Annotated in this window: 15 protein-coding genes and 1 riboswitch; of the genes, 13 read left to right on the top strand and 2 right to left on the bottom strand. The window is 55.5% G+C overall.

The features are described 5' to 3' along the window. Positions 1-101 precede the first annotated feature (101 nt). Positions 102-929 carry a hypothetical protein gene (locus IDH45_RS35370; RefSeq protein ID WP_190931269.1) on the bottom strand — a complete coding sequence of 276 codons (828 nt, stop codon included), beginning with the start codon at positions 927-929 and terminating at the stop codon, positions 102-104. 181 nt (positions 930-1,110) lie between these two features. Here IDH45_RS35370 and IDH45_RS35365 point away from each other — a divergent pair, with 181 nt between their 5' ends. From IDH45_RS35365 to IDH45_RS27030, 4 genes are all read left to right on the top strand, one after another. Continuing rightward, a complete protein-coding gene (locus IDH45_RS35365) occupies positions 1,111-1,275 on the top strand; it encodes a phosphotransferase (RefSeq protein WP_397327110.1) in 165 nt (54 codons plus the stop codon). A 33-nt stretch (positions 1,276-1,308) separates the two neighbouring features. Next, the gene (locus IDH45_RS34800; protein WP_263364865.1) at positions 1,309-1,437 is read left to right on the top strand and encodes a hypothetical protein; all 129 of its coding nucleotides are present in this window, start codon (positions 1,309-1,311) and stop codon (positions 1,435-1,437) included. A gap of 965 nt (positions 1,438-2,402) precedes the next feature. After that, a riboswitch (cyclic di-GMP riboswitch) is annotated at positions 2,403-2,498 on the top strand. A 256-nt stretch (positions 2,499-2,754) separates the two neighbouring features. Next, positions 2,755-4,374, top strand: a complete 1,620-nt coding sequence (gene ggt / locus IDH45_RS27035; protein WP_397327112.1) for a gamma-glutamyltransferase — start codon at positions 2,755-2,757, stop codon at positions 4,372-4,374. 123 nt (positions 4,375-4,497) lie between these two features. Then, positions 4,498-6,537 carry a methyl-accepting chemotaxis protein gene (locus IDH45_RS27030; RefSeq protein ID WP_317891298.1) on the top strand — a complete coding sequence of 680 codons (2,040 nt, stop codon included), beginning with the start codon at positions 4,498-4,500 and terminating at the stop codon, positions 6,535-6,537. Between the two features lie 192 nt (positions 6,538-6,729). Here IDH45_RS27030 and IDH45_RS27025 read toward each other — a convergent pair whose 3' ends face one another. Continuing rightward, positions 6,730-9,570, bottom strand: coding sequence for an alpha-mannosidase (locus tag IDH45_RS27025; protein ID WP_190931267.1), 2,841 nt, complete (start codon positions 9,568-9,570; stop codon positions 6,730-6,732). Between the two features lie 225 nt (positions 9,571-9,795). On the opposite strand from IDH45_RS27025, the gene IDH45_RS27020 reads away from it, so the two are divergent. The 9 genes from IDH45_RS27020 to IDH45_RS26980 all read left to right on the top strand — a co-directional run bounded on the left by IDH45_RS27020 (position 9,796) and on the right by IDH45_RS26980 (position 21,567). After that, entirely contained in the window at positions 9,796-10,944 is a 1,149-nt protein-coding gene (locus IDH45_RS27020; RefSeq protein ID WP_190931266.1) for a GntR family transcriptional regulator, read from the top strand. Between the two features lie 61 nt (positions 10,945-11,005). Then, positions 11,006-12,622: an extracellular solute-binding protein gene (locus tag IDH45_RS27015; RefSeq protein WP_190931265.1), complete on the top strand. Its 1,617-nt coding sequence runs from the start codon at positions 11,006-11,008 to the stop codon at positions 12,620-12,622. A 34-nt stretch (positions 12,623-12,656) separates the two neighbouring features. Beyond that, positions 12,657-15,005 (top strand): helix-turn-helix domain-containing protein, encoded by a 2,349-nt coding sequence (locus IDH45_RS27010; RefSeq protein ID WP_190931264.1) that lies wholly within the window; start codon positions 12,657-12,659, stop codon positions 15,003-15,005. A gap of 155 nt (positions 15,006-15,160) precedes the next feature. Continuing rightward, the gene (locus IDH45_RS27005) at positions 15,161-17,104 is read left to right on the top strand and encodes a right-handed parallel beta-helix repeat-containing protein (protein ID WP_190931263.1); all 1,944 of its coding nucleotides are present in this window, start codon (positions 15,161-15,163) and stop codon (positions 17,102-17,104) included. A 12-nt stretch (positions 17,105-17,116) separates the two neighbouring features. Then, the gene (locus IDH45_RS27000; RefSeq protein WP_190931262.1) at positions 17,117-18,205 is read left to right on the top strand and encodes a TolB family protein; all 1,089 of its coding nucleotides are present in this window, start codon (positions 17,117-17,119) and stop codon (positions 18,203-18,205) included. Between the two features lie 137 nt (positions 18,206-18,342). Further along, entirely contained in the window at positions 18,343-19,188 is an 846-nt protein-coding gene (locus IDH45_RS26995) for a class I fructose-bisphosphate aldolase (protein WP_190931261.1), read from the top strand. Between the two features lie 62 nt (positions 19,189-19,250). Continuing rightward, positions 19,251-19,781 carry a D-lyxose/D-mannose family sugar isomerase gene (locus tag IDH45_RS26990; protein ID WP_397327111.1) on the top strand — a complete coding sequence of 177 codons (531 nt, stop codon included), beginning with the start codon at positions 19,251-19,253 and terminating at the stop codon, positions 19,779-19,781. 3 nt (positions 19,782-19,784) lie between these two features. After that, positions 19,785-20,837 (top strand): aldose 1-epimerase family protein, encoded by a 1,053-nt coding sequence (locus tag IDH45_RS26985; protein ID WP_190931259.1) that lies wholly within the window; start codon positions 19,785-19,787, stop codon positions 20,835-20,837. Positions 20,838-21,033: 196 nt separating this feature from the next. Further along, entirely contained in the window at positions 21,034-21,567 is a 534-nt protein-coding gene (locus IDH45_RS26980; RefSeq protein ID WP_190931258.1) for an RNA polymerase sigma factor, read from the top strand. The last annotated feature ends 392 nt before the right edge of the window (positions 21,568-21,959 follow it).

Here is a 21,959-nt window from a genome sequence, read left to right as displayed (position 1 = left end):
AGAGATGGGCGGGGGTGGTAAAAACAGGCTGCACGATCGCGGCAGCCTGCTCTTACGCCTCTACTTTAAAGGAGTGGAACCTGTGACAGGTTCCATGAAACTCAGCATACGACCACGATCCACAACCCCCCGACCAATTGATCGCGCTCGTTCACTTGGGTAATCTCCACAATTTGCAGATCGCCCTTCCTCGCGCCCGGATTCGGCGTGATCGTCACGACCGCCTGACGGACTTCTCCGGCTTTCATGCGAATCTTTTTCGCTCCTCCGGTACGGCCCGGAACGATCGGATTGTCCAAGAGGCCAATCAACGGACGATCGATCTGTTCGATCCCCTCAATCCGCTCGAATCGGTCCAGACGCCCGGAACGGATCGTAAGATCCATCCGAATCGCATCCGACCGGTCACGGACCGGCAGCTCGTCCCCGAGATCGAGGCGGACCGCACGGAGCGGTTTGTCGGAAAACTGGGCAAAGCCGCAGCCGACGGATTGTTTCAGCATAAGCAGCTGTTTGTCGTCAGCGGTCCGGATTTGCGCGGCTTTAACCTGAAAGGCGGCTGCATCCGGAGCAGGGTTCACCAGCGCGAAGGAAAACGAAAACGGCTTCATGCCATGGGCCGCTGAATCGACGACGCTAATGTTTTTTTGGGCGACATGACGGTCGCCCGGTACGTCGAAAATCGCTGCGTTCGCGAAGCGGTCCGGTGGAATCGTAAGACTGACCCGGGCGAGCAGGTAGCGGTGGCCGCTATCAGCGGGCGCCGGACTCCAGGGGAAGCTGATCGCTGCTTGACTGTACCCGCTCACCGTTAAGTAGCCGGAGCCGATCGGCGTCGCCGTAGCCGGGGTAAAGGCGGTCGACGGGTCTGCGACGAAAGCTTCGACGTAAGCGTCCACCGCATCGATGCCGCCGCCGTTCGTGACCACGACTTTCATCTGATGGGAGAGGGCGGAGAACGAGAGAAACGTACTGCATCTGGTTCGGGATAAACTGACGATAGACGTACCGGACTGGCGTATTTGTTCTCCTGAGCTGATCGCGTATCCGCTGCTGAGCCGGTGGAAGACATGGTTATGTACGGATAAGTACTGGCCGGAGTTCTCGACATTGAACCACGGGGATTTGCATCCTCCGCATATTTTGGTTGATGAGACACAGCGGGTAACGGGACTGATCGACTGGACCGAAGCGGAAGTGGCCGATCCCGGGAAAGATTTTGTCATCTATTATGCCTTATTCGGTGAGGAAGGGCTTCGGGATCTGCTTCGGTGATACGAGAAGTTCGGCGGTAAAGTGTGGCCGCGGATGTTGGAGCATATTGCGGAGCAATGGGCGGCTTATCCGGCGCTGGTTGCCAAGTTTGCGACAATTACGAAGAAGGACAGCGATCGGGAGATGGCGAGAAACATGATAGCGAGCTGGAACGCAAGATAAGTTCCATAGCTTTGGCAGCATGGGGTCCAACGAATCGAACGAATCGAACGGGTCTACAGGAACGATGGTGCCAGGAGAGCTGTTAGCAGGATGGCCGCGGTTTGACAATAGTAGATTGTCCGGCCTTCTGCCCTTTTTGAGCTCGGAAAGAACCGGGTAGGAGAGTAGGAAGAGTAAGAGTCTAAGAGTGTAAGAGTCTAAGAGTGTAAGAGTGGTTTGTACCCCTTATTTGCTCCGAAATCCGTTTGGATGGGAAAATAAGAGCGGTTTGGGGTGCTTAAAATCGGCGAAAAGGGAGCAGACCCTACCCGTTGGTTGAAATAAGGGGTGCAAACCGCCTCTATTCGTCTCTGTTCTCCCATTTGGCCGAAAATAGGGGGTGCCAGAGACTCTAATGCGGTCGTACGCTGCTGTTTTGCTGCGAAAAGTCATCTAATCCGGCGCATTGACACGAGCATACGGAACGCAACATCACCCGCAAGCTTTGCGAGTTAGGCGAACGATATGCATGACTTTCGAATCAAACCTGCTGGACTTCAATCTGTCTCCTTATGAAGAGGGACAGATTTTTTTGTGCCTAAAGTCGCATTGCTGTATTAACGGAGACGCGGGAATTTAGGAGTTATGGATTTTTGCAAACGGGTCTGTCCGGGCTATCGCGGGGAACGTTTACAAATCTTCCAAGTCGTTTTACAATATTTAACTTGTATGCAGGAGACGATCATGCTACAAATAAGGAATATAGTGCCAAACGAATTCCAGAGATTAACTGAAATGATTCAAATGTAACAACGGAGTATCCTATATAGTGGGAAAACGACAAATTTCACCATAAGAAACAACAAAAACTTCATCGAAAAATGACGATGAATGGCGTTTTCTGCCATGGAAATGTTTAAAAACACTTGAAATAATTATTATATAAGTTATTATAGTACGTAAGACTCAGTATATGGATGTTTCATAACAGAAAAAGGCACACTGTCCGAAAGGGCAGGCCGCAAAGCTACAGGGGCTACCCCTTCCGTCCCGCATGGAAGGCATGCCAGCCAGTTGCCTGTCACCAACGGCCAGTAGAGTCTATGGAGGTGACAATTACTATGTCGCCTTTTTTTGTGTGCGCAGAAAGGGGGAGATGCGATAAACCCGGCATAAGGCTCGACATTTACGGCCATTATCCACTAAGCAATATACCAATGGAGGGTAGAGTATATGACGAAAGGCTTTCGAAAAAAAATAGTTCTTATAACGCTCATATTCACCTTATGTTTCAGCAGCATCGCCGCGGCGGCGCAATCGACAGGCCGTCCGACGACGATGGGGACGAACGGCATGGTCACCACCCAGCATTATCTGGCTTCCGCAGCGGCGCTCAAAGTGCTCCAGGACGGCGGTAATGCGGTTGATGCGGCGATTGCGGCGGCAGCTGTATTGTCGGTCGTGTATCCGCACTACGTCAGCATCGGCGGAGACGCGTTCTGGATGGTTTACAACGCGGAAACCAAAGAGCTGAGAGCATTAAACGCGAGCGGCCGCTCCGGGGAAAATGTCACGATCGATTTCTACAAAAACCTCGGCTACAGCCAAATCCCAAGCCGCGGCTACTTGTCGGCCAACACCGTGCCTGGCGCCGTATCAGGCTGGGAAGAAGCCTACAATTACGCCAAAACGTCGATGAAAAACAGTTTGCCGTGGCATAAACTGCTGGAGCCGGCCATCCAGTACGCCGGCAAAGGGTTCCCGGTTACTCCGAACCAGGAGCTCTGGACAATTATCGATACCGATACGACGCAGCCGGAGATCAAAAATCTGCAACGGTTCGAAACGTTCCGCAACACCTTTTTGAAGCCGAACGGCGACGTGTACAAAGCCGGAGATTTGTTCGTTCAGAAAGATTTGGCCCATACGCTCGAGCAAATTGCCAAAAAAGGGGCCGATGGGTTCTATAAAGGCGAAGTGGCCGAGAAAATTGTCGCGGACATTCAGAAGCACGGCGGCGTGATGACGAAAAAAGATTATGCCGACCACAAAGCAAACTGGGTAGACCCGATCTCGGCGAACTACCGTGGCTATACGGCGTACAATTTCCCGCCGAACACGCAGGGCATGGCATCCTTGTCGATCCTGAACATTTTGAACAACTTCGATCTGAAAAACGACGTGGAAGAAGGCAGTGCCGATTACTATCACTTGATTGTCGAAGCGACGAAGCACGCCTTTGCCGATCGGGACAAGTGGTTGACGGACCCGGAATTCGCCGATATTCCGGTTGATCAGATTTTGTCGAAAGAACGCGGAATCGAGCTTGCTTCCCGGATCGACATGACACAAGTATCGAATAACTTGAAGCCGCTCGATCCGAAGGGCGATACGGTCTGGCTGGGGATCGTGGACAAAGACGGAAACGCTGTATCGATGATTCAGAGCCACTACTTTGACTACGGCTCGGGCGTCGTAGCCGACGGTACGGGCGTATTGCTGCAAAACCGCGGCAGCTTCTTCTCCCTGGACCCGGATCATATCAACCGTCTGGAGCCGAACAAACGGACGTTCCATACGCTGAACCCGGCGATGCTTTTCAAGCACGGCAAGCCTTATCTGGTGTACGGTACGCAAGGGGGAGAGGGACAGCCGCAAACGCAAACCTCGCTCGTGACCCGGATTATCGATTACGGATTTACGGTGCAGCAAGCGATCGAGGCGCCTAGATGGCTGTATGGCCGGACGGTCGGCGCCCAATCGAACGACGTGAAGGTCGAAGGAAGAATTCCGAAAGAAGTGCAAGACGAGCTGATCAAAAGAGGTCATTCAATCGTCGAGCTTGAAGCTTACACGGACATTATGGGACAATCCGGCGCGATTCTGATTCATCCGGATACGAATGTGAAATTTGGCGGAGCAGACCCACGTGGGGAAGGGGCCGCACTCGGTTACTAATTGGTTGCTCCTTATCGCTTAGGTTTCGGCAGACAGGCAGCCGGACCTGAGCATAAGGAGCCTTCTTGTGACTGGACATCGGCTCGATCCCAATTAATCAACTTAGGATAGGGGTTAAATGAAGTGTTATCGAACGAACAACCGGACAACAACCGAAAAGGAATTGTTACGATCGCCAAGCGGATTACCGGCAAGCTTCAAAACAAATTGATCATCTTTTTTCTGTTAGTCGCACTCGTTCCGCTGATCGGCACTGCCATCTTCGTCTACCAAAAAGGATCTTCCGAGCTGATAACCAAACAGCGCGAGAGCTACGAGAAGCTGGTGGACAGCCGGGCGAACGGGATCAATCAATGGCTGGAAGAGCGGATGGGCAATATCAAGCTGCTCGCCACGACTTCGGAAGTGAAATCAACGGACAACGCGGCCAAATCCCGTTTTCTGCAAAGCGTTACGAAAAATACGGAGTTTGACGGAAACGGCTTCCTGAATCCGAAAGGCACCGTCGAAGCCGTCGATACGCTGGAGCCGGGAACCGATCTTTCGATGAGACCGTTTTTCCACGCGGGAATGGAAGGGAGGTCGACGTTCTCCGACGTCTTGCTCGCCAAGACGACAGGGAAACGTTCGATCATTGCCGCTACGCCGGTAATCGGGAATAACGGAGAGAAGCTGGGCGTGCTGACGGGCGTTATCAACTTCGGCGATTTTGTTACAGCTTACTTGCAGGATTTGAATCTGGACGGCGGTAAAATATATCCGATCGTAATCGACAACCTGGGAGCGATTCAGGTCCATCCCCAGGAGGACGTAATTAGCCAGCCATTCGAGGAAGCCAGTCTGCCTGAGAGCCTGAAGGATATTTTCCGAAAGGAGAAAACATCATCGAACACCTACACCTACCGGGACGGCAGTCAAGAATACCTTGTAGTTGCTGCGCCGATCCCTTCGACCAATTACGGCTTGTACCTTCATGTGCCGGTCAATTCGATTACGGCGGCGGTCAGCTCCATCCAAACGAGTGTAGTCGTCATTATTCTGCTGGTCAGTGCGATCGTAATCGGTTTCGCTTATATGATCGCACGCCAGATTACACGGCCGATAAAAGCAGTTGCAGACATTATGACCCGGGTCTCAGACGGGGATTTAAGAGTCGAGCGGCTTACGATCCGTTCACGTGACGAGGTGGGCCAGCTGGCGTTTTCCCTGAACGGAATGGTGGATCAGCTGAAGCATTTCGTAGCACAAGTGAACCGGACGGCTACTGAAGTGGCAGCTTCTTCCGAAGAATTGTCTACCAATGCGGAGGAGACGAACAAGGCAACCGAACAGATCGCGGTCTCCATCCAGGAAGTAGCCGACGGCAACGAGATGCAGGTGCAGAAAGTCGATCAAAGCGTCAAGTCGATCGAAAAAGTGGCGATGGGCGTCCATCAGATCGCCTCCAGTGCGGAAAGCGTGGCCAAGTCTTCGATGAGTGCTTCCGAAGCGGCTGAGGCGGGCAACAAAGCAATTCAATCGGTCATCGTCCAGATGAACTCGATCGAGAAAACTGTCAGCGATATCGAAGTAATCGTCAGACGATTGGGTGACGGTTCGCAAGAGATCGGCGAAATGGTCAAATTTATATCCGATATCGCGGCACAGACGAACCTGCTTGCCTTAAATGCGGCGATTGAGGCTGCCCGGGCCGGAGAGCAGGGAAGAGGCTTCGCCGTTGTCGCGGCAGAGGTTCGCAAGCTGGCGGAGCAGTCCGCCCAATCGGCCGGACAGATCGCACAGATGGTCGCGAACATTCAGAGCGAGACGCTGCAGACGGTACAGTCGATGGAGCAAGGAACGCGGGAAGTGGCGATCGGACTGGAAGTAGTAGGCCAAGCGGGCAGGTCGTTCGAGGAAATTCAGCAGACGGTCGAGCAGGTGGCGGGGCAGATTCAGGAAGTCGCTTCCTCGTCGCAGAAAATGCTTGCCGAGACGGAAGAAGTCGTAACTGTAATTAACAACATCTCCGAAATCGCAGCGCAATCCGCAGTCGGAACGACCAGTGTCTCTGCGGCTACGGAAGAGCAGCTGGCGACCATGGAGGAAGTCACTTCGTCGGCGACATCGCTTGCCAGCATGGCGGAAGATTTAAACAGGCAGGTCGGCAAGTTTCGGATATAAATAGAATAGAGGAAGTAACGGTATTCCAGTCCGTCTGCGAACGAATCTGTCCCCGGTTAGCGATGTGCTGACGGCCGGGGACAGATTTGTTTGCGTATGGCTGTTAGGCAATAGCTTAATAGGCTATGGAATTTCTGATAATAATTAATGACGTTAATCAAAATAAATTAATGTGGTTAACTATCGGAAGTTCTATTCAAAATTCAGACAAACGGAGACGACCGAATAAGCGGCCACTTCAAATGAAACCGTGCCGGCGTCTATCCGAACCGCCGGCCCGTCCGGCACTTTCACTTCGCTGGCGTCCACCAGATACGCCTCCGCTACGGGCTGGAACAGCTGAAGCGCGGCTGTAGTTGCCTGGCCCTCCGTCTCGTATACCCGCACGATCCAGCGTTTTCCTCTGGCATCCTCCGGCATCTTCACGGCCGACAGGACGACCGTACCTTCCGTCAGCCTGAGGAAGCTTCCAGCCTTATCCTTCGTTCCGGCATGAGCCGTACCTGATAAGATGTTGAGCGGATGGTTGAACCGGTAGGCGGTCTCCGCCAATTCCCGGTTGGATGTGTCTGAGTCCACTATGCATACGGCCAGGCGGATCTTGTGATGGTTGCCGAGCTCCGGATAAGGGTCCGGATCGAAGGAGCTGCGGATGAGCGAGACGGACAAAGCGTTGTCCGTACCGCGGAAGCCGTATTTGTTGCTCGTTACGACCATCACGGACGGTCTGCCTGTCTCTTGGCGCTGGCCGAGCGCCCAACTGTTGCCGGGTACGTCCATATCGAGCGGCTTGCGCCGAACGGTGCCGAACGGCACGTCATACCGGTAGGACGAGCTGTCGTAAGCGAGCGGCCAGTGGAAGTTTAACTGCGGGATGCTTTGCCCCCATTTGCCTTTCTCGTGCCAATCGCATTCGATCTGATAATGCAGCAGCGGGCTTTCGCGGTCCAGCGACACGTTCACTTTCAAGGCGGAGCTGCCGAACTGCAGCTCGTACTTGAGCGATTGGCGAACTTCGCCCCGGTGTTCCATTTTCAGCTTGACACCGTTATGTGCATTAGCAATAGACATGTAACGGCCGACCCACCAGGCCGTCATCCCCTTGCTGTAATCTTCCTGGATGAGGCGGAATATTCCCGCGGGCCGGTTTTCGTCGATCAGCTCGGTACCGGTCTTTTTGTCGATCATCGATACGACCGTCGCATCGATCGGGCTGAACGTTACCTGAAGCCGCTCGTTCTCCAGAACGAACTTCTCCTCGCGGTCTACCCTCGGATCGGTGGGCAGAAAAGGTACGTGCTTTTCATCCCCGAGCGAGACCGTGAACGTACGGTAGCCGCAGGCTGGAACTTGGGCGTGAATCAGCAGCCTCATATAGTCATGACCCCAGTAATGGTGGAACCCTTTATCGATCCATTGGTGAGGCACTTCGTTTCCTTCGCTGTCCTTGACGATTAGGGTCCGGATCGGACTTTTCCAATCCCACAGCGTAATCTCCGCCGCTTCTTCACGGTCGCAGGCGGACGAATTAAACAGATGGACGATTCTCGTATGGCCGCGGCCGCGCTCGACCTGCGTAATCTGAAAGGCGCTGCTGCCAAACCCTACGCCTGCGCCTTCGGATACGGTCAGCATGCCGCCGGTATCCGCCAGTCCGGACGTATCGATTTCGGCGGCGATGCTTTCCAGAGCGAGCTTGCGGTTCGTGTTCGCGATCGCCATCGTATTCTGGAACAGCCCGAGCGCATGCTCGCGGGTCTCGATGACTCCCGATCCGGGCAGGATGTCGTGAAACTGGTTGAACAGGACGTTTCTCCACGCCTCCTCATAAGCCGCTCCCGGATAGGACGCGCCGGTCAACACCCCGGCGGCGGCGCTGAACAGTTCCGCTTCGTTTATTACCGCTTCGCCGATCCGGTTGGCGGTCTTGATTCGCGTCTGCGACGTGTAACAACCGGTAAATACGAAGTTTTGCTCGCCGCGGACGACGGGCAGCTTGCCGCTTACCGACTCGAGCTGCTTGTAATAATCGGCGAAAGTCCCGAAACGGATAGTCGGGTACACCGGCCAATCGTTCATCCCGGAAAGCCGCTCCAGATCGCGTCTGGTCGGGCCGCCTCCATGATCCCCGACCCCGTATACGTGCAGATGCGTCTTCAAGCCGGTCTGCCGGCATATATCCGGCACATACGATCCGAGAATCGGCTGGATAAAATCGTTGTACCAGGTCGGCTCGCGGTAGCAAAGAATCGATTTGCCGGACGGCGCTTCCCAGCGGTAGGCGATCGGTCCGTCGCTGCCGCGGCAATGGTAATAATAGCGAACCCCGCCTCCGGCGAGAATCTCAGGTACGTGAACGCTGTGGCCGAACGTATCCGGTTCAAAATCCAGGTTCAGCGAGGAGGCGTTTATGCCGAGCAGCTGCGACAAGTAACGCTTCGCATAGAGCAGATGCCGGGACAAGCTTTCGCCGTTCGGCATGTTTTTGTCCGCCTCGACCCAATGGGAAGCCGTTACCTCCCAACGTCCTTCATGGACGCGGCGCCGGATCTCCTCCAGCATCAACGGTGCATACAACTCGACGATCCGGTACACGGCTGCCTGGGATTGGGAGAAACGGAAGTGAGGGTATTCCTCCATCAAGTTCAGCATCGTCCGGAACGTATCCAACGTGACCGACACCGTCTCGTCCCAGGACCACATCCAGTTCATGTCGATATGCGCGTGCGCCACGCACAACAGATCGTAGCTTTTGGCTTCGGCGGCAAGGACGCTTAGTCTCCGCTCGGCTTCCAGCGTCGTCTGCTTCGTGATGACGCCCTCCTCAGCAATCTGCTGTTCGACGTAGGCAAGTGCGGTTTCGATCGTGTCGTCATACGCTTGGTTATTTACTTTGGATATCTCGCTCGCAAAAACCAGTTGGGAAATCGCCCGTTCTCCCCAGTAGCCCGGCATAGATGGGATCTTTTCGTCCCAGTAGCTTTTCGGAACGGCGCCGAGAAGCAGACGTAGCCTTGAGTCGATCGTTTTCATTTCGAATACCTCCAAATCAACATGGATACCAATATATCAAATATACCAATACAACAATTCGAGTGTACTTGAAATACCAATCGCTGTAAACAGTTATTATTCCAGCGTTTTTTCTAATGTATTTGGGCAGATACAAATAAATGATTTGTATATTGATATTTATCCGTGCTACACTAATACCGTTCCATACGGAATTGAACGAACTGAACGGAGGAGCAAACAGCAGTGAAGTCAGAAGCGAAACGGATTCCCCTATATACCAGAATCAGAGACTATATTCTGGAACAGATTCAACAGGACAAGTGGAGAGCGAACGATCAATTGCCGACGGAAGCGGTGCTTGCCGGCCAGTTCGCGGTCAGCCGCTTCACGATCAAGAAAGCGCTGGCCGAACTTGTGGAGGAAGGACTTGTATACCGGGTGCAGGGCAAAGGCACGTTTATCGCTCCGGCCGTTACCGAGCAGTCGGGAGCCGCGTTCTCGCAGGAATTCGCGGACGGTTCCCTGCTTCGTCCGGTCGTCTTCATAACCCCGTCCATCCATAGCACGCTGGCTTCGCATATTATGGCGGGGGCGGAGCTGCAATTCGCGGAGCGCGGGTACCAGGTTTTTTACCGTTCTACGCAGAACGACGAGGAGAAGGAACGGGAGATTTTACGAGAATGCGTCCGGATGGGCGTCAAAGGAATTCTTATATTTCCGGTCGACGGGGAGTCGTACAGCGAGGAGCTTCTGCGGCTGTCCTTGAATAAATTCCCGATTGTCGTGATCGACCGGTATTTGCGCGGCGTCGAGACGAACTGCGTCTGCTCGGATCATGTCGGAGGCGCTTATGACGCCGTAACCCATCTGATCGAGCAAGGCCATACGAACATCGCCTTCGTAGCGGTTAACTACAAGACTACGACGAGCCTGGAGGACCGGCTTGCCGGTTATGAGCGGGCGCTCGCCAAGCACCATATTCCGATCGACCATCAGCGCTGCCTGTTCGAGCTGCTTGCCGGCCGCGAGCAGGAAGGGCAGCGGGTGGAGACGAAGGCGATCGTCCGCACGTTTCTGGAGCGCAACAGCGGGACGACGGCGGTGTTCGCCGCAACGGTGGCAAGCGGCATCGCGGTTCTCGGGGCGGCCGAGGAGCTTGGTATACGGGTGCCGGAACAGCTTTCCGTTTTCTTTTTTGACGATTACGAGTTTTCGGGAGTATCCCGCATACCGCCGAGCTGTGTCGTTCAGCAGGAGACGGAAATCGGCGCGGAAGCGGCCAAACTTCTTCTGTCGGTCATGGATAATCCGCTGCAGGATCGCAAAAAAGTCGTGCTGCCGACCCGACTCGTTATACGTCAATCAACTGCCGCCCTAAGCGGCGGGGAATAACGGCCGTTGGCGCAGCCCAAGCGGCGCGTCGATTCGTGCCATACACAGGGAGGTCTTTCGCATGCGACAGCAGAAACCGAAGTGGCGGAAGTTCGCGCAACCGGCCGTATTGGTTCCGATTCTGGGACTCGCGCTTGCTCTATCCGTCCGCTTCCATGATGCCGGCGGCGCGGCGAGCTCCTCCGCACCTGGCGTATCAGATCCGTATGACCGTCTCCCGATGGAAGTGAGCGTAGCGATGCTGGACCGCGGGCAAGTCCCTGTCGATGAGGGCTCGTACGAGCACAACCGGTGGACGGAGTGGATCGAGCGTCAGTCCCGGGTGAAGCTGACCGTCGTGCCGGTGCCCCGCAACGAGGCGGGCCGGAGGCTCAATACGCTTATTGCCGCAGGGGAGGCGCCCGACCTGATCTGGGAGTACGACCGCAACTATATCGGCAGTCTGGTCGCACAGGACGCCCTGCAACCGCTGGACGACTACATAGACAAGTACAGCACTGTCCTTAAGGCGTATATCCGGGACAATCCGGACCTGCTTCCGTATATGACGTTTAACGGGAAAATTTATGGACTTACGACGAGGCGGACGCCGGATTTGATGGCCAATGGAGGGCTGTGGATTCGTCAGGACTGGCTCGATCGCGTCGGGATGAAAGCGCCTACAACGGAGGAGGAGTTTTTCGGCGTGCTGAAGTCCTTTCAGGAAAGCGGTCTCGCCGGCCGGGCCGATGCGCCTGTCGTATCGCTCCATGCCCATTATAACAACGTGTTCCAATCGCTTTACTCCACGCACAGGACGCAATGGTACATGGAGAACGGGACGATGACGAACGCCCGTTTCGTAGACCGGGTCGCCGACGAACTGATGTTTGAGCGGAAGCTTTATGCGAATGGGTATATCGATATCGGATATTTGACCGACATCAATATGCAGAGGTCGATGGCGGACTGGTCTGCGGGGAGAACGGGTGTGCTGATCGGCAATTACGGCCCGGCTGTCGCGCTTCACATGAAGGAATTGTTGGAAAATGTGCCGGAAGCGAAGCCGGTTCCGCTCGAGCCGTTCGCCACGAAGTACGGGAAAGCGGGGATGTACCAGGAAACGCCGGCATTGATGTACGTCGCCTTCAACAAAAAGATGAACAATCCGAAGGTGGCCATCCGGTACCTCGACTGGATGATGGAGGAGGGCTGGTCACCGCTGCTGAACGGGTTCGAGAACGAGCATTACAAGCTTGTGAACGGGATTCCCCAAATGTTGGACGACAGCCGGTTTGAGCGGGAGGTCGCTTATGCCGGCGAATATGCCATTGTCCGGAATTATGCCGCGGCCTACAGGCCGGAATCCGGGATGGCCGCAGCGGCGCAGGACCCGGTATCGCAGCGATGGGCGAAGCTGATGGAACAATCACTGGAGGTTGCGCTCCGTAATCCGTTTCGCCGCGATATCCCGTTCTCGCCAAGTATGCCCGAGATCCAGGACGTACTCGGAGCGGTCGGTCCGCAGCTCGCCGAAATTCGGACTCGCGCTGTTATTGCCGGCGATATAACCCCCGGGACAGCGCTTGACCAGATGCGGCGGGAATGGCGGCAGGCGGGCGGGGAGCGTGTCGATCAGCTGGTGCAGATGTGGTACGAGTATAACAAGGGCAGCTGGGACTTCGCAGTGAACAAGTGAGGATCACCACAAATCGGAAAAAAGGAGTGAGCGGATGAAGCGGTTCCTTACCGACTACCGGAGACGAGCAGGCCTTCTGATCGCCGTTCTTCTGTGCGTATGTATTGGATCTACGGCAGGCTTGTCCTACTGGATCATCAGCGATCACCTGGATGCCGAAGTGAAACGAACGAATCTTTCGCTTCTGCTCGAGGTGGACAGCAAGCTGACGCTCGTGCTTCGCGCGATCGACAAGGAGACGATCGGGCTGCTCCAGTCCAAAGAGGTGTGGGAATTTATGGAGCGCGACTTTTCCTCGCCGTATGACTATTCCGCTTTTATGATCGGCCATTTGTCCCCGCGCTTGAACGGGATGCTCGGCAGCAACGAACATGTGCTTTCCATCGATCTGTACTCCTACGCCAGGCAGCGGTTATCCGCAGGTAATGTCTCGGACGCAAGCGGCAGCCTGCCGGGCGATTACGGCTGGGTGCAGGATTTCGAGAAGTCCGGTGCTCTGGTGTATTGGATGAACACGCGCCTGCTCCGGAATAATCTCTCCGGTTCTTATGGAACCCCTGTGATTACGCTCGTCCGGTCTTATCCGATGCTCCATGCCGACGGGTACCGCAAGGGCGCCGCCGCTGTAAATATCAGGGAGAGCTACATTTATGATCTGATCCAAAGTGCCGTCGCTTCTAATTCGGGCGAGATTTATTTGATCAACGCCGAAGGAACGATTGTGAGCCACCCGGATAAACGAAGGCTGGGGCAGCCAGGCGATTCGGACCCGGTATTGTCGCAGGCGGTCCGGGGGCAGCGGGAAGGCGCCGCGACGTTTGCGGCGGACGGCGCGGGCTCTTCCGTCTTTTATACGACTTCGCCGTATACGGGATGGAAGCTGGTCAGCGTCGTGCCGGAGCTGCAATTGAACAAAGGGATGGTGCAAGTCCGCAATCTGCTGCTTGCCATCTGTATCGCTCTGGTCGGATGTGCGCTTCTGCTCGCGCTGGCGGCCAACCGCTGGACGCTCAAGCCGGTCAACCGGCTGGTCCGCAATCTTACGAATTCGCTCCAGACGCATCGGCTGTATGAGAGAAGGGAAGGAACGGAGGCCGGACTGGTCCAGCTCGAACGATCGGTATCCCATCTGATCGAAGACAGCGAGCGGATGTTCCGGCAGGTGGCTGAATATAAGCCGACGGTACGTTGGAGGCTTGCGATGGAGCTGCTGACCGGCATTCGCAAACATCCGGAGCCGCTGCAAGCGCTGAATGCGATCGGCTGCCGGCTCTCTTCCTCAGCCTTCGTCGTGATCGGCATGGAGTTCGACAGAAAGCAGGAAGATTTGCCGGCGGAGCAGATGTATTGGTTCAACTATGCATTGTCGAACGTAGCGGAAGAGCTCGTGAATGCCGAGGTCCGGGGCATCTCGATCGAACTCGATCACAGGCAGACAGCGGCCATTATCAGTTTCGAAGAGTCGGAGGAAGACAAGCCGGGGGTTGCCCGAACGATTGCCGAGCAAATCAGGCGGTATGCGGAGACGCATTTCAAGCGGACGGTGACCATCGGAATCGGAAAAGTCGTCGATACGCCCGAGCATATTCACCGCTCTTACCGCGACGCATCGGAAGCGCTGAAATACAAGATCGGCATCGGTCCGAACGCGATCATTACCATTGAAGACGTGAAGGAGCAGGACGGGTTCGAATTTTACCGGCTGCTGGGGCGGACCGACGGGATTCTGGCTGCCGTGAAGGCGGCGGATCGCGACAAAGCGGAAGCGCTGGCGCGGGCTTGGCTGGCGGAACTATCCGGCTGGAAAACGACGACCGACAGCATCCGGCAGCTTGCCGTCCAAGCGGTATACCGCATCATGGCGATGCTCGGCGAGATGGATGTGCGGATGCCGCAGCAGGAGGAACGGCTGCTGTTCGGGGAGCTGGACCGATCCGACAGCGTCCGTCAACTGGAACGATGCTTGATCGGTTTGCTGGAGGAAGCCGTACAGCGAATCGAAGCGAAACGGAACAACCGGGAACGTCATGAGGTGGTCGACCGGATGCTTGCGTTTATTCAAATCCATTACGGCCGCAGCGATCTCTCGCTGAATTTGTTGGCCGATCAGTATAAGATGAGTGTGTACCATCTTAGCCGGATCTTCAAGGAACAAACCGGCGGCAACTTTCTCGATCATGTGATGCGGCTGCGGATGGAGAAGGCGAAGGCGCTGCTGCGGGAGAGCGAACAGAAAATCGGCCGGATCGCTGAGGAGGTCGGTTATACGAATCTGAACAGCTTCGTGCGCATATTCAAAAAATCGACGGGCTTCACGCCAACCGAGTACAGGGAGCTGGAGACGGAAAAAGCGGCGAGGGCTGCAACAACAGCGAAAAACTGACGAATCATTCAAGCTTTCTCTTTTGCGGGAGAACGCTTTTTTTGTGCCGCTCAAAAATAGCGGGTTCGAACAAAAAGTGAAGATTTCTCATCGGCACCAGCCATGCTACGTTTGATTTCGGAAGCGAATCCGAATAGGCGAAGGGAGACGGGACGATGGAGGATCTTGGATCGGATAAGCCGGCATGGAGCCGGAGGAAAATGTTGGCGGCCCTTGGCGCCGGCGCGGTGCTGGGCATGGGGGCGGGAGTGACAGCGGTGAGCGGGGGCTCGGTGCTGGATAGCGTATACGGAAAGAAACCCGGCCACCGGGCGCCCGGCGCACACGCCGAAAGCGTGGACGAGCTGAGAACGATGCGGCCTGAACGCGAAGGGCAGATCGTTTATTTGGAAGGGTATTACGCACTTGTTCCGGGTATCGGCGGAGGCTTGCTCGTTTCGGTACAGGGTGCGTATGCGGACGACGGAGGATCCGTATTCCAGTCGGGGAAGCCGGGCTGGTATTGGAAGAGGAGCGGCAGTGGGCTCGTGCTGGAACATTTCGGCGTTATTCCCGGCGACGATCCGTCCGCCGCGGCGGCGAATGCCATCCGGATCGCCGAGGCGTTCCGGGTAACGGATTATGCGATGAGCGCCACCCCCAACCAAACTTACATCTACGAGGGAGATGTGGTGATTACAAGCGCGGCTGTGATGGATTGCCGCAAAGCCGTATTCAAAGGCATCGCCGGATGTATCCGGATCGCAAGCCAGGGCTGCGTCGTGCATGCTCCGGTGCTCGACGATTCGCTGCGAACGGACGACCGGAGAGCGATGCTGATCGAAGCGGACCACGTCCAGGTCGTATACGCCGAGTTTAACGGCAGCGGCCATCAGGAGAGCTGTCTGGAAATTACCGGCCATCATGCGTCGGTTAGCCATTGCAAGCTGCGTGACGCCAGCTACATGATCTTGGCTACCTCGGGCCGGGGTACGCAGATTTCCGGCAACTATTTCACAGGCGGGAATAGCAAAGCCGTACTGAACGCGAACCGGACCGGCGCGACCACGATTCCGTGGGGCGATGCCATCAAGCTGACCAGCGATACGAATGACCTGGCGAATCCGAATGCGGCCGGACGTCATGACAACATCATTACGGACAATATATTCGACGACGTCTATCGTGATTGTGTCGATATGTTTACGGACGGCTCGCGCACGATTTTTAGCCACAACTTGATCAGAAATCATCATTGGAATATTCTCGACATCAAGTGCATTTACCGGGATGTCCCGGCTACCGGCACCTCGATCGACCCAGGAAGAAGAGAAGAAGCGGTAATCGCTACGGGCAACCTGATCCATAATGTCGATAATCCGTATTCGAACGGAGAGTCGCTGTTCAGCGTCGTCCACTACAAAAACCCGGAATCCGGCGGCAAAGTGACCGACTACGAGCTGGGTCCGCGTAAAATCAAAATATTCGGCAATTTGATCGACGGCGTATTCGGCTATGTGTTCCGCGCTCTCGACAGCTACGACGTCTCGTACTGCGATAACGAGCATGTTAATCTGGTCAACAACGCCGTATATATTACGGGAGAGAGCGGAACGCGCCATATCGATGTGGATCGGAACAAGTTTCAATATGCCAACGGCAAAGATCATTGGGGCAACCCGATCCAGGTCGTGCGCCGCACTTCCGCCAATTGCACGAGGGGCTCGGTCAGCGGAAACACCTTCATTTGCAGCAAAAAGGACGGGTTTCGCGGAGCGGTAGGGGTTGTCGTCATGGGCAACCGGATGTCGGCTAACGGCAATACAGGAGAAGGCTTCGATATCGTCATCGATGCATCGCGGGGCACCCACTTCGTATGCGGCGGGACGAATGCGTATGATTGTACAATCGCGGTAAGGGTCGGCCAATACGGCTCCACAGCTGGAGTACGGGTATCCGGAACGTATGCCGCTTCATGCGCGCAAGTCGTTGCGGTGCATACAGCCAACACGAACAAGCTCGTTATGGCGGACAACGACGGGATTGATATTACCGGAACCGCTTACAGCGATGTGTCGGCAATTGCAAGCAAAGTCGTCCGGAACAATAATACGATGTAGAAAGAGGTCTATATGTTCATTCACAGCAGTTACCGAGATCCGATTACCGGAACGCTCATTCGTACGATCGGCATACAAGGGAGCCATGTCACCCACCAGTACGTCTCTTGCATGTCCTGGCTTACAGATAACCGACATCTCGTCCTGTGCGTCGATATTGATGAGAACTTACGCGGCCGGTTCGCCCGCTTCGATACGGAATCCGGAGAAGGCGAGATCATAGACAGCCTTACTTGGGCGAGCGGCGTCGTGTCGCGTCAAAATACGTTTTATTATTTGCAGGGCGATCACCGGATCTATGCGGCAAATCTTGTAACCGGCGAAACGTTCGTCGTATGCAGCAAACCCGGCGTTGTCTTCAAAGAACCTCTATCGGTAAACGATGACGGGAGCCGGCTTGGTGTGTATTGGTGCAGCGGCAGCGGCGGCGACTATACGATCGGATGGGTCGATACGGCGACCGGCGAGGTGCATGCCGCCGTGCAACCCGGATTCGCCGAGCCGTATCCGGTCGCCAACCATGCTCAAGTGAATCCGGCGTATTCGAATCTGCTGTTCTTCGCACACGAAGGCTCGGCGCATCATATTCCGGACCGGATCTGGTCCGTAGACACCGGGACCGGCTTATCGCTTAATCTGTATGTTCAGCGGTCGATGCCGGACGGCTCGCTTGGGGAGTATGTCGGTCATGAGGTGTGGTCGCATGATGGAGAGAAGCTGTATTTTGTCAATTATCCGCACAGTCCGCTCCGAACGGCAGGAATTTATTATGCGAGCAAGGACGGAGCCGTATCGGGACTCGTCAGCGACGCCTTTCCTTACTGGCATGTAGGCGTCAGTCCCGACGGCCGGTGGGCGGCGGCGGACACGATGCCGGACCGGTCGAGAAGCAAAATCGTGCTGATCGATCTGGCTACCGGAGCCGCCGAGGTATTATGCGACATTCGCTGCGGCGACCGGCATCCCGGGCACCCGCATCCTACTTTCAGCCCGGACGGCAGTAAAGTAACCTTTGCTTATATGAACGACGAGGGCGATATCGGCGTAGGAATCGTTGATCTTGGCGCAAGGAACCGGCAGAAGGCGGGGGCTCCATATTAACCGTAGGGATCAGTTGTCCGGACCGGCCATACCGGACAGATCGAAAGAAGCTATAGACAGATCCGTCCCTGATGTAATATGATAATGTTACAAACGAACATTTATATGTTTGTATTAAACATAATGGAGTTGGGGATATGAGCAGCTTAGCCAGATTGAACCGGATGTTCAGCAGCCAAGGGAAATGTTTCGACGTAGCGATCGATCACGGATTTTTTAACGAGTTTACTTTTTTATCCGGAATTGAGAATATGAAGCAGGAGATCGAAACGATAGTCAACGCGGCTCCCGATTGTGTACAATTAAGTGCGGGGCAAGCAAGACTTCTGCAGGAGATTCCGGGCAAGCACAAACCCGGACTCGTGCTCCGGACGGATGCGGCCAACATATACGGCAGCGTGCTTCCGCGATTTCTGTTCAGCGAGCTGATGGACCGGGCCATCGAGCATGCGGTCCGTCTGGACGCGGTAGCGGTGTGCGTGAATTTGCTGCTGCTGCCGGGCCAGCCGGAGCTGCATCACCAATGCGTCCGCAACGTAGCCCAGTTGAAGACGGAATGCGAGAAGTACGGCATGCCGCTTATGGTGGAGCCTCTGGTCATGCTGCCTAACGAAGCGAAGGGCGGTTACATGGTGGACGGCGATATTCAAAAAATCATGCCGCTCGTTCGCCAAGGCGTAGAGCTTGGAGCTGACGTAATCAAAGCGGATCCATGCGACGATGTGACGGAATATCATCGGGTCATCGAAGTGGCCTCGGGCATACCGGTACTCGTTCGCGGCGGCGGCCGGGCAAGCGACGAGGAGATCGTGGGCCGGACGGTCGAGCTGATGAACCAGGGCGCCTCCGGCATCGTATACGGGCGCAATGTCATTCAGCACCCGAATCCGGCCGGAATGACATCGGCTCTGATGGCAATCGTCCATAAAGGAGCTTCAGCGGAGCAAGCTCTGGCTATACTGCAAGGCGAATCCGAAGCTTAGTTCAGACTTGCCATCCTGCTCCTCGAGAGGAGATTTATGAGCAGATGATCAAACGAAGCGAACTGCAAATCGCCCGCCAGCGTACGGCGGAACTGTTCCGGCATGCCGGAATCGTACTGTCTGAGGAAGAGAAGGAGCGTATCGAAATCGCCGAATTCGGCTTGGGCCAGCTGGAGCGGCAAGGGCTGAAGCTGGTCACCTACGTCAATACCGACAGGTATTGCGCCAAGGAGCTCGTCCTGTTCCCCGGGCAAACGTGTCCTGAGCACAAACACCCGCCTATCGGCGACGATCCCGGCAAAATGGAGACGTTCCGCTGCAGGTACGGCAGCGTGCTCCTGTATGTCGAAGGAGAGCCGACTCCGGATATTCGTGCGCTCTTACCCGAAGGCAGCGAGAAATATTACACGGTATTTCACGAAATCGTCCTGATGCCGGGCCAGCAGTACACGATTCCTCCGAATACGCTGCATTGGTTCCAGGGGGGAGACGAAGGCGCTGTCGTGTCGGAGTTTTCCAGTACGAGCCGGGATGAGTTCGATGTATTCACAGATCCTCACATCAAGCGGATGCCCGAAATCGAGGAGGACTAGATAGTGAGGCTTTACAACCGGGATTGGACGCGACGGGAAATCGAAGAAAGGGTCGGCCGGATCGATCAGATCGGCGGCATTCAGCGGGTCCGGGGAGCGGAAGGGGTAGAGGATGGCGTCGAGCTGGTCCGGATCAGGACGGGAGCGGGTTTATCCTTTGACGTGATCCCTTCCCGCGGGCTGGACATCGGCATGAGCGAATTTGGCGGCGTACCGGTCGGCTGGCTCGCGCCGGGAGGCGTAGCCCATCCCGCCTACTATGACGCTCAAGGCGAGGAGTGGCTGCGTACGGCGGCAGGCGGTCTGCTGATGACATGCGGACTGATGAACGTAGGCAACCCGTCCGAGGACGGGGGAATTTCTTACGGCCTGCACGGCCGGGTTCATCATCTCCCGGCACGCCATGTCGGCGTAGAAGGTAGCTGGGACGGAGACGAATACGAGATGGCGGTCAAAGGCACGGTTGACGAAACGTCGATATTCGGTGATCATCTGAGATTGACGCGGGAAATTCGCAGCAGACTCGGAGAAAACGTCATCCGTATTCGCGACAAAGTGGAGAACGTCGGGTATACCCGGGCTGCCCATATGCTGCTGTACCATTTTAATTTCGGCTTTCCGCTCATGGACGAGCATACGAAGATCGATTTCCCGGAAGCGACTCTGTCTCCGCGCGAAGCGGACATGCAGGTGGACGGATACGACAGCTGGCAATCCCCGGAAAAAGGGTATGACGAGCGGGTATACTATCACCGTAATATCCGTTCCGAAGATCGGGCGAGTGTGCGAATCCGCAACGACCGGTTCCCGGCTCCCTCGGGGGCGGCGCTGCCGATCTCTGTAGAGCTTTCCTGGGATGCGGCCACTCTTCCGAATCTGATTCAATGGAAAATGCCGGGTCAAGGCACGCATGTGCTAGGCCTGGAGCCTGCCAACTGCGTCGTGGAAGGACGCGCCGCCGAACGGGAGAGAGGAACGCTCGTATTCCTCGAGCCCGGCGAGAGCAGACACTATGAACTGGAGCTTAAGGTGAACCCGGGCGTTACCGCACCTTGATCTATAACCGGGTACAGACAAGAGGAGCTTGCTGCGGCAGGCTCCTCTGTTTTCTTCGCGCTCATGAGCGGACAAAAATCGGCCGAGGACGTGAGCAAGCTGATTCAAAACCGGGTGACCACCTATCTCAATGAGTTAACGATTTACTGGGAGTGCCGTTACGCGCAACTATGATTCGGGGAAGGTGAGGTTTTTTGTGACGAGTAGCGGAACGTATACGAAACATCGGGCGAATGAGGAGTTGTTCAATCAACTGTTCAGGACGTATTACAAGCAAACCTACTACTCCGTCTATCGCATGTTGAGAGATCGCGGCTTGGCTCAGGATGTCGTTCAAGAAACGTTTCTGAAAGCTTACCGTCATATGGACACCCTCCAGCAGGAGGGGCGGAGGGGAGCGTGGCTCAAAGCGATTTCCAAGAATACGGCGATCGATCTGTACCGGAAGCGGCTCCGAACGATGGATGTGCTGGACGACGCAGTGCTCCTGCGAACCCGGTCAGTCGAAGACGAGGTCCAGCGGCGGGCGGATGTAAAGGTGATCCGGAACCGGTTGATGAAGCTGGCCCCGCTATACCGTCAGACCCTGCTGCTCGTTTATGAATACGGGATGACGTACGAACAGCTCGCATCCTATCATAAAACGTCGGTTAGCGCGGTGAAATCGAGAATACATCGCGCGAAGCTGAAGTTTCGTTCACTGATTCTAGAGGGGGTCGTATCCTGCTGAGACAAGCGAGTAGAGTGACTTGAGTGTCCGATGTAACGGAGGGGACCGGCTGTCTGGATGGCAGCCGGTTTATTGATAATATCGCGCCAGCTGCATATTAAAGTTCTTCGCCGTACTGAAACGGCAGAGGGGGACGCTTCCTTGTCAAGTAATCAAGTGTCGCAAGCCGGTCATCGTGGGCGGGTGACCGCTTCGACCTACTGTCCTGCTTCGGGCGGGGTTGGGGAGCGAATACGAGTGGTTTGTCCCGTTATTTTGTTTAAAACCCGCCCAGATAGGGAATTAAGAGCGGTTTGGAGCTGTGCGCGCCTAGCCAAGCTAGGCACAACTAGCTGATGAAAGTTCAGCCGGGGTAGGGGCCAAGCCGCCCCGTAGCTAGCAGGCAGACGCAG

The organism is Paenibacillus oceani (assembly GCF_014705615.1).
GTDB classification, from domain to species: Bacteria; Bacillota; Bacilli; order Paenibacillales; family NBRC-103111; genus Paenibacillus_AB; species Paenibacillus_AB oceani.
Note: the sequence above shows the minus strand (reverse complement) of the source record. Positions and strands in the feature narration are given on the sequence as shown.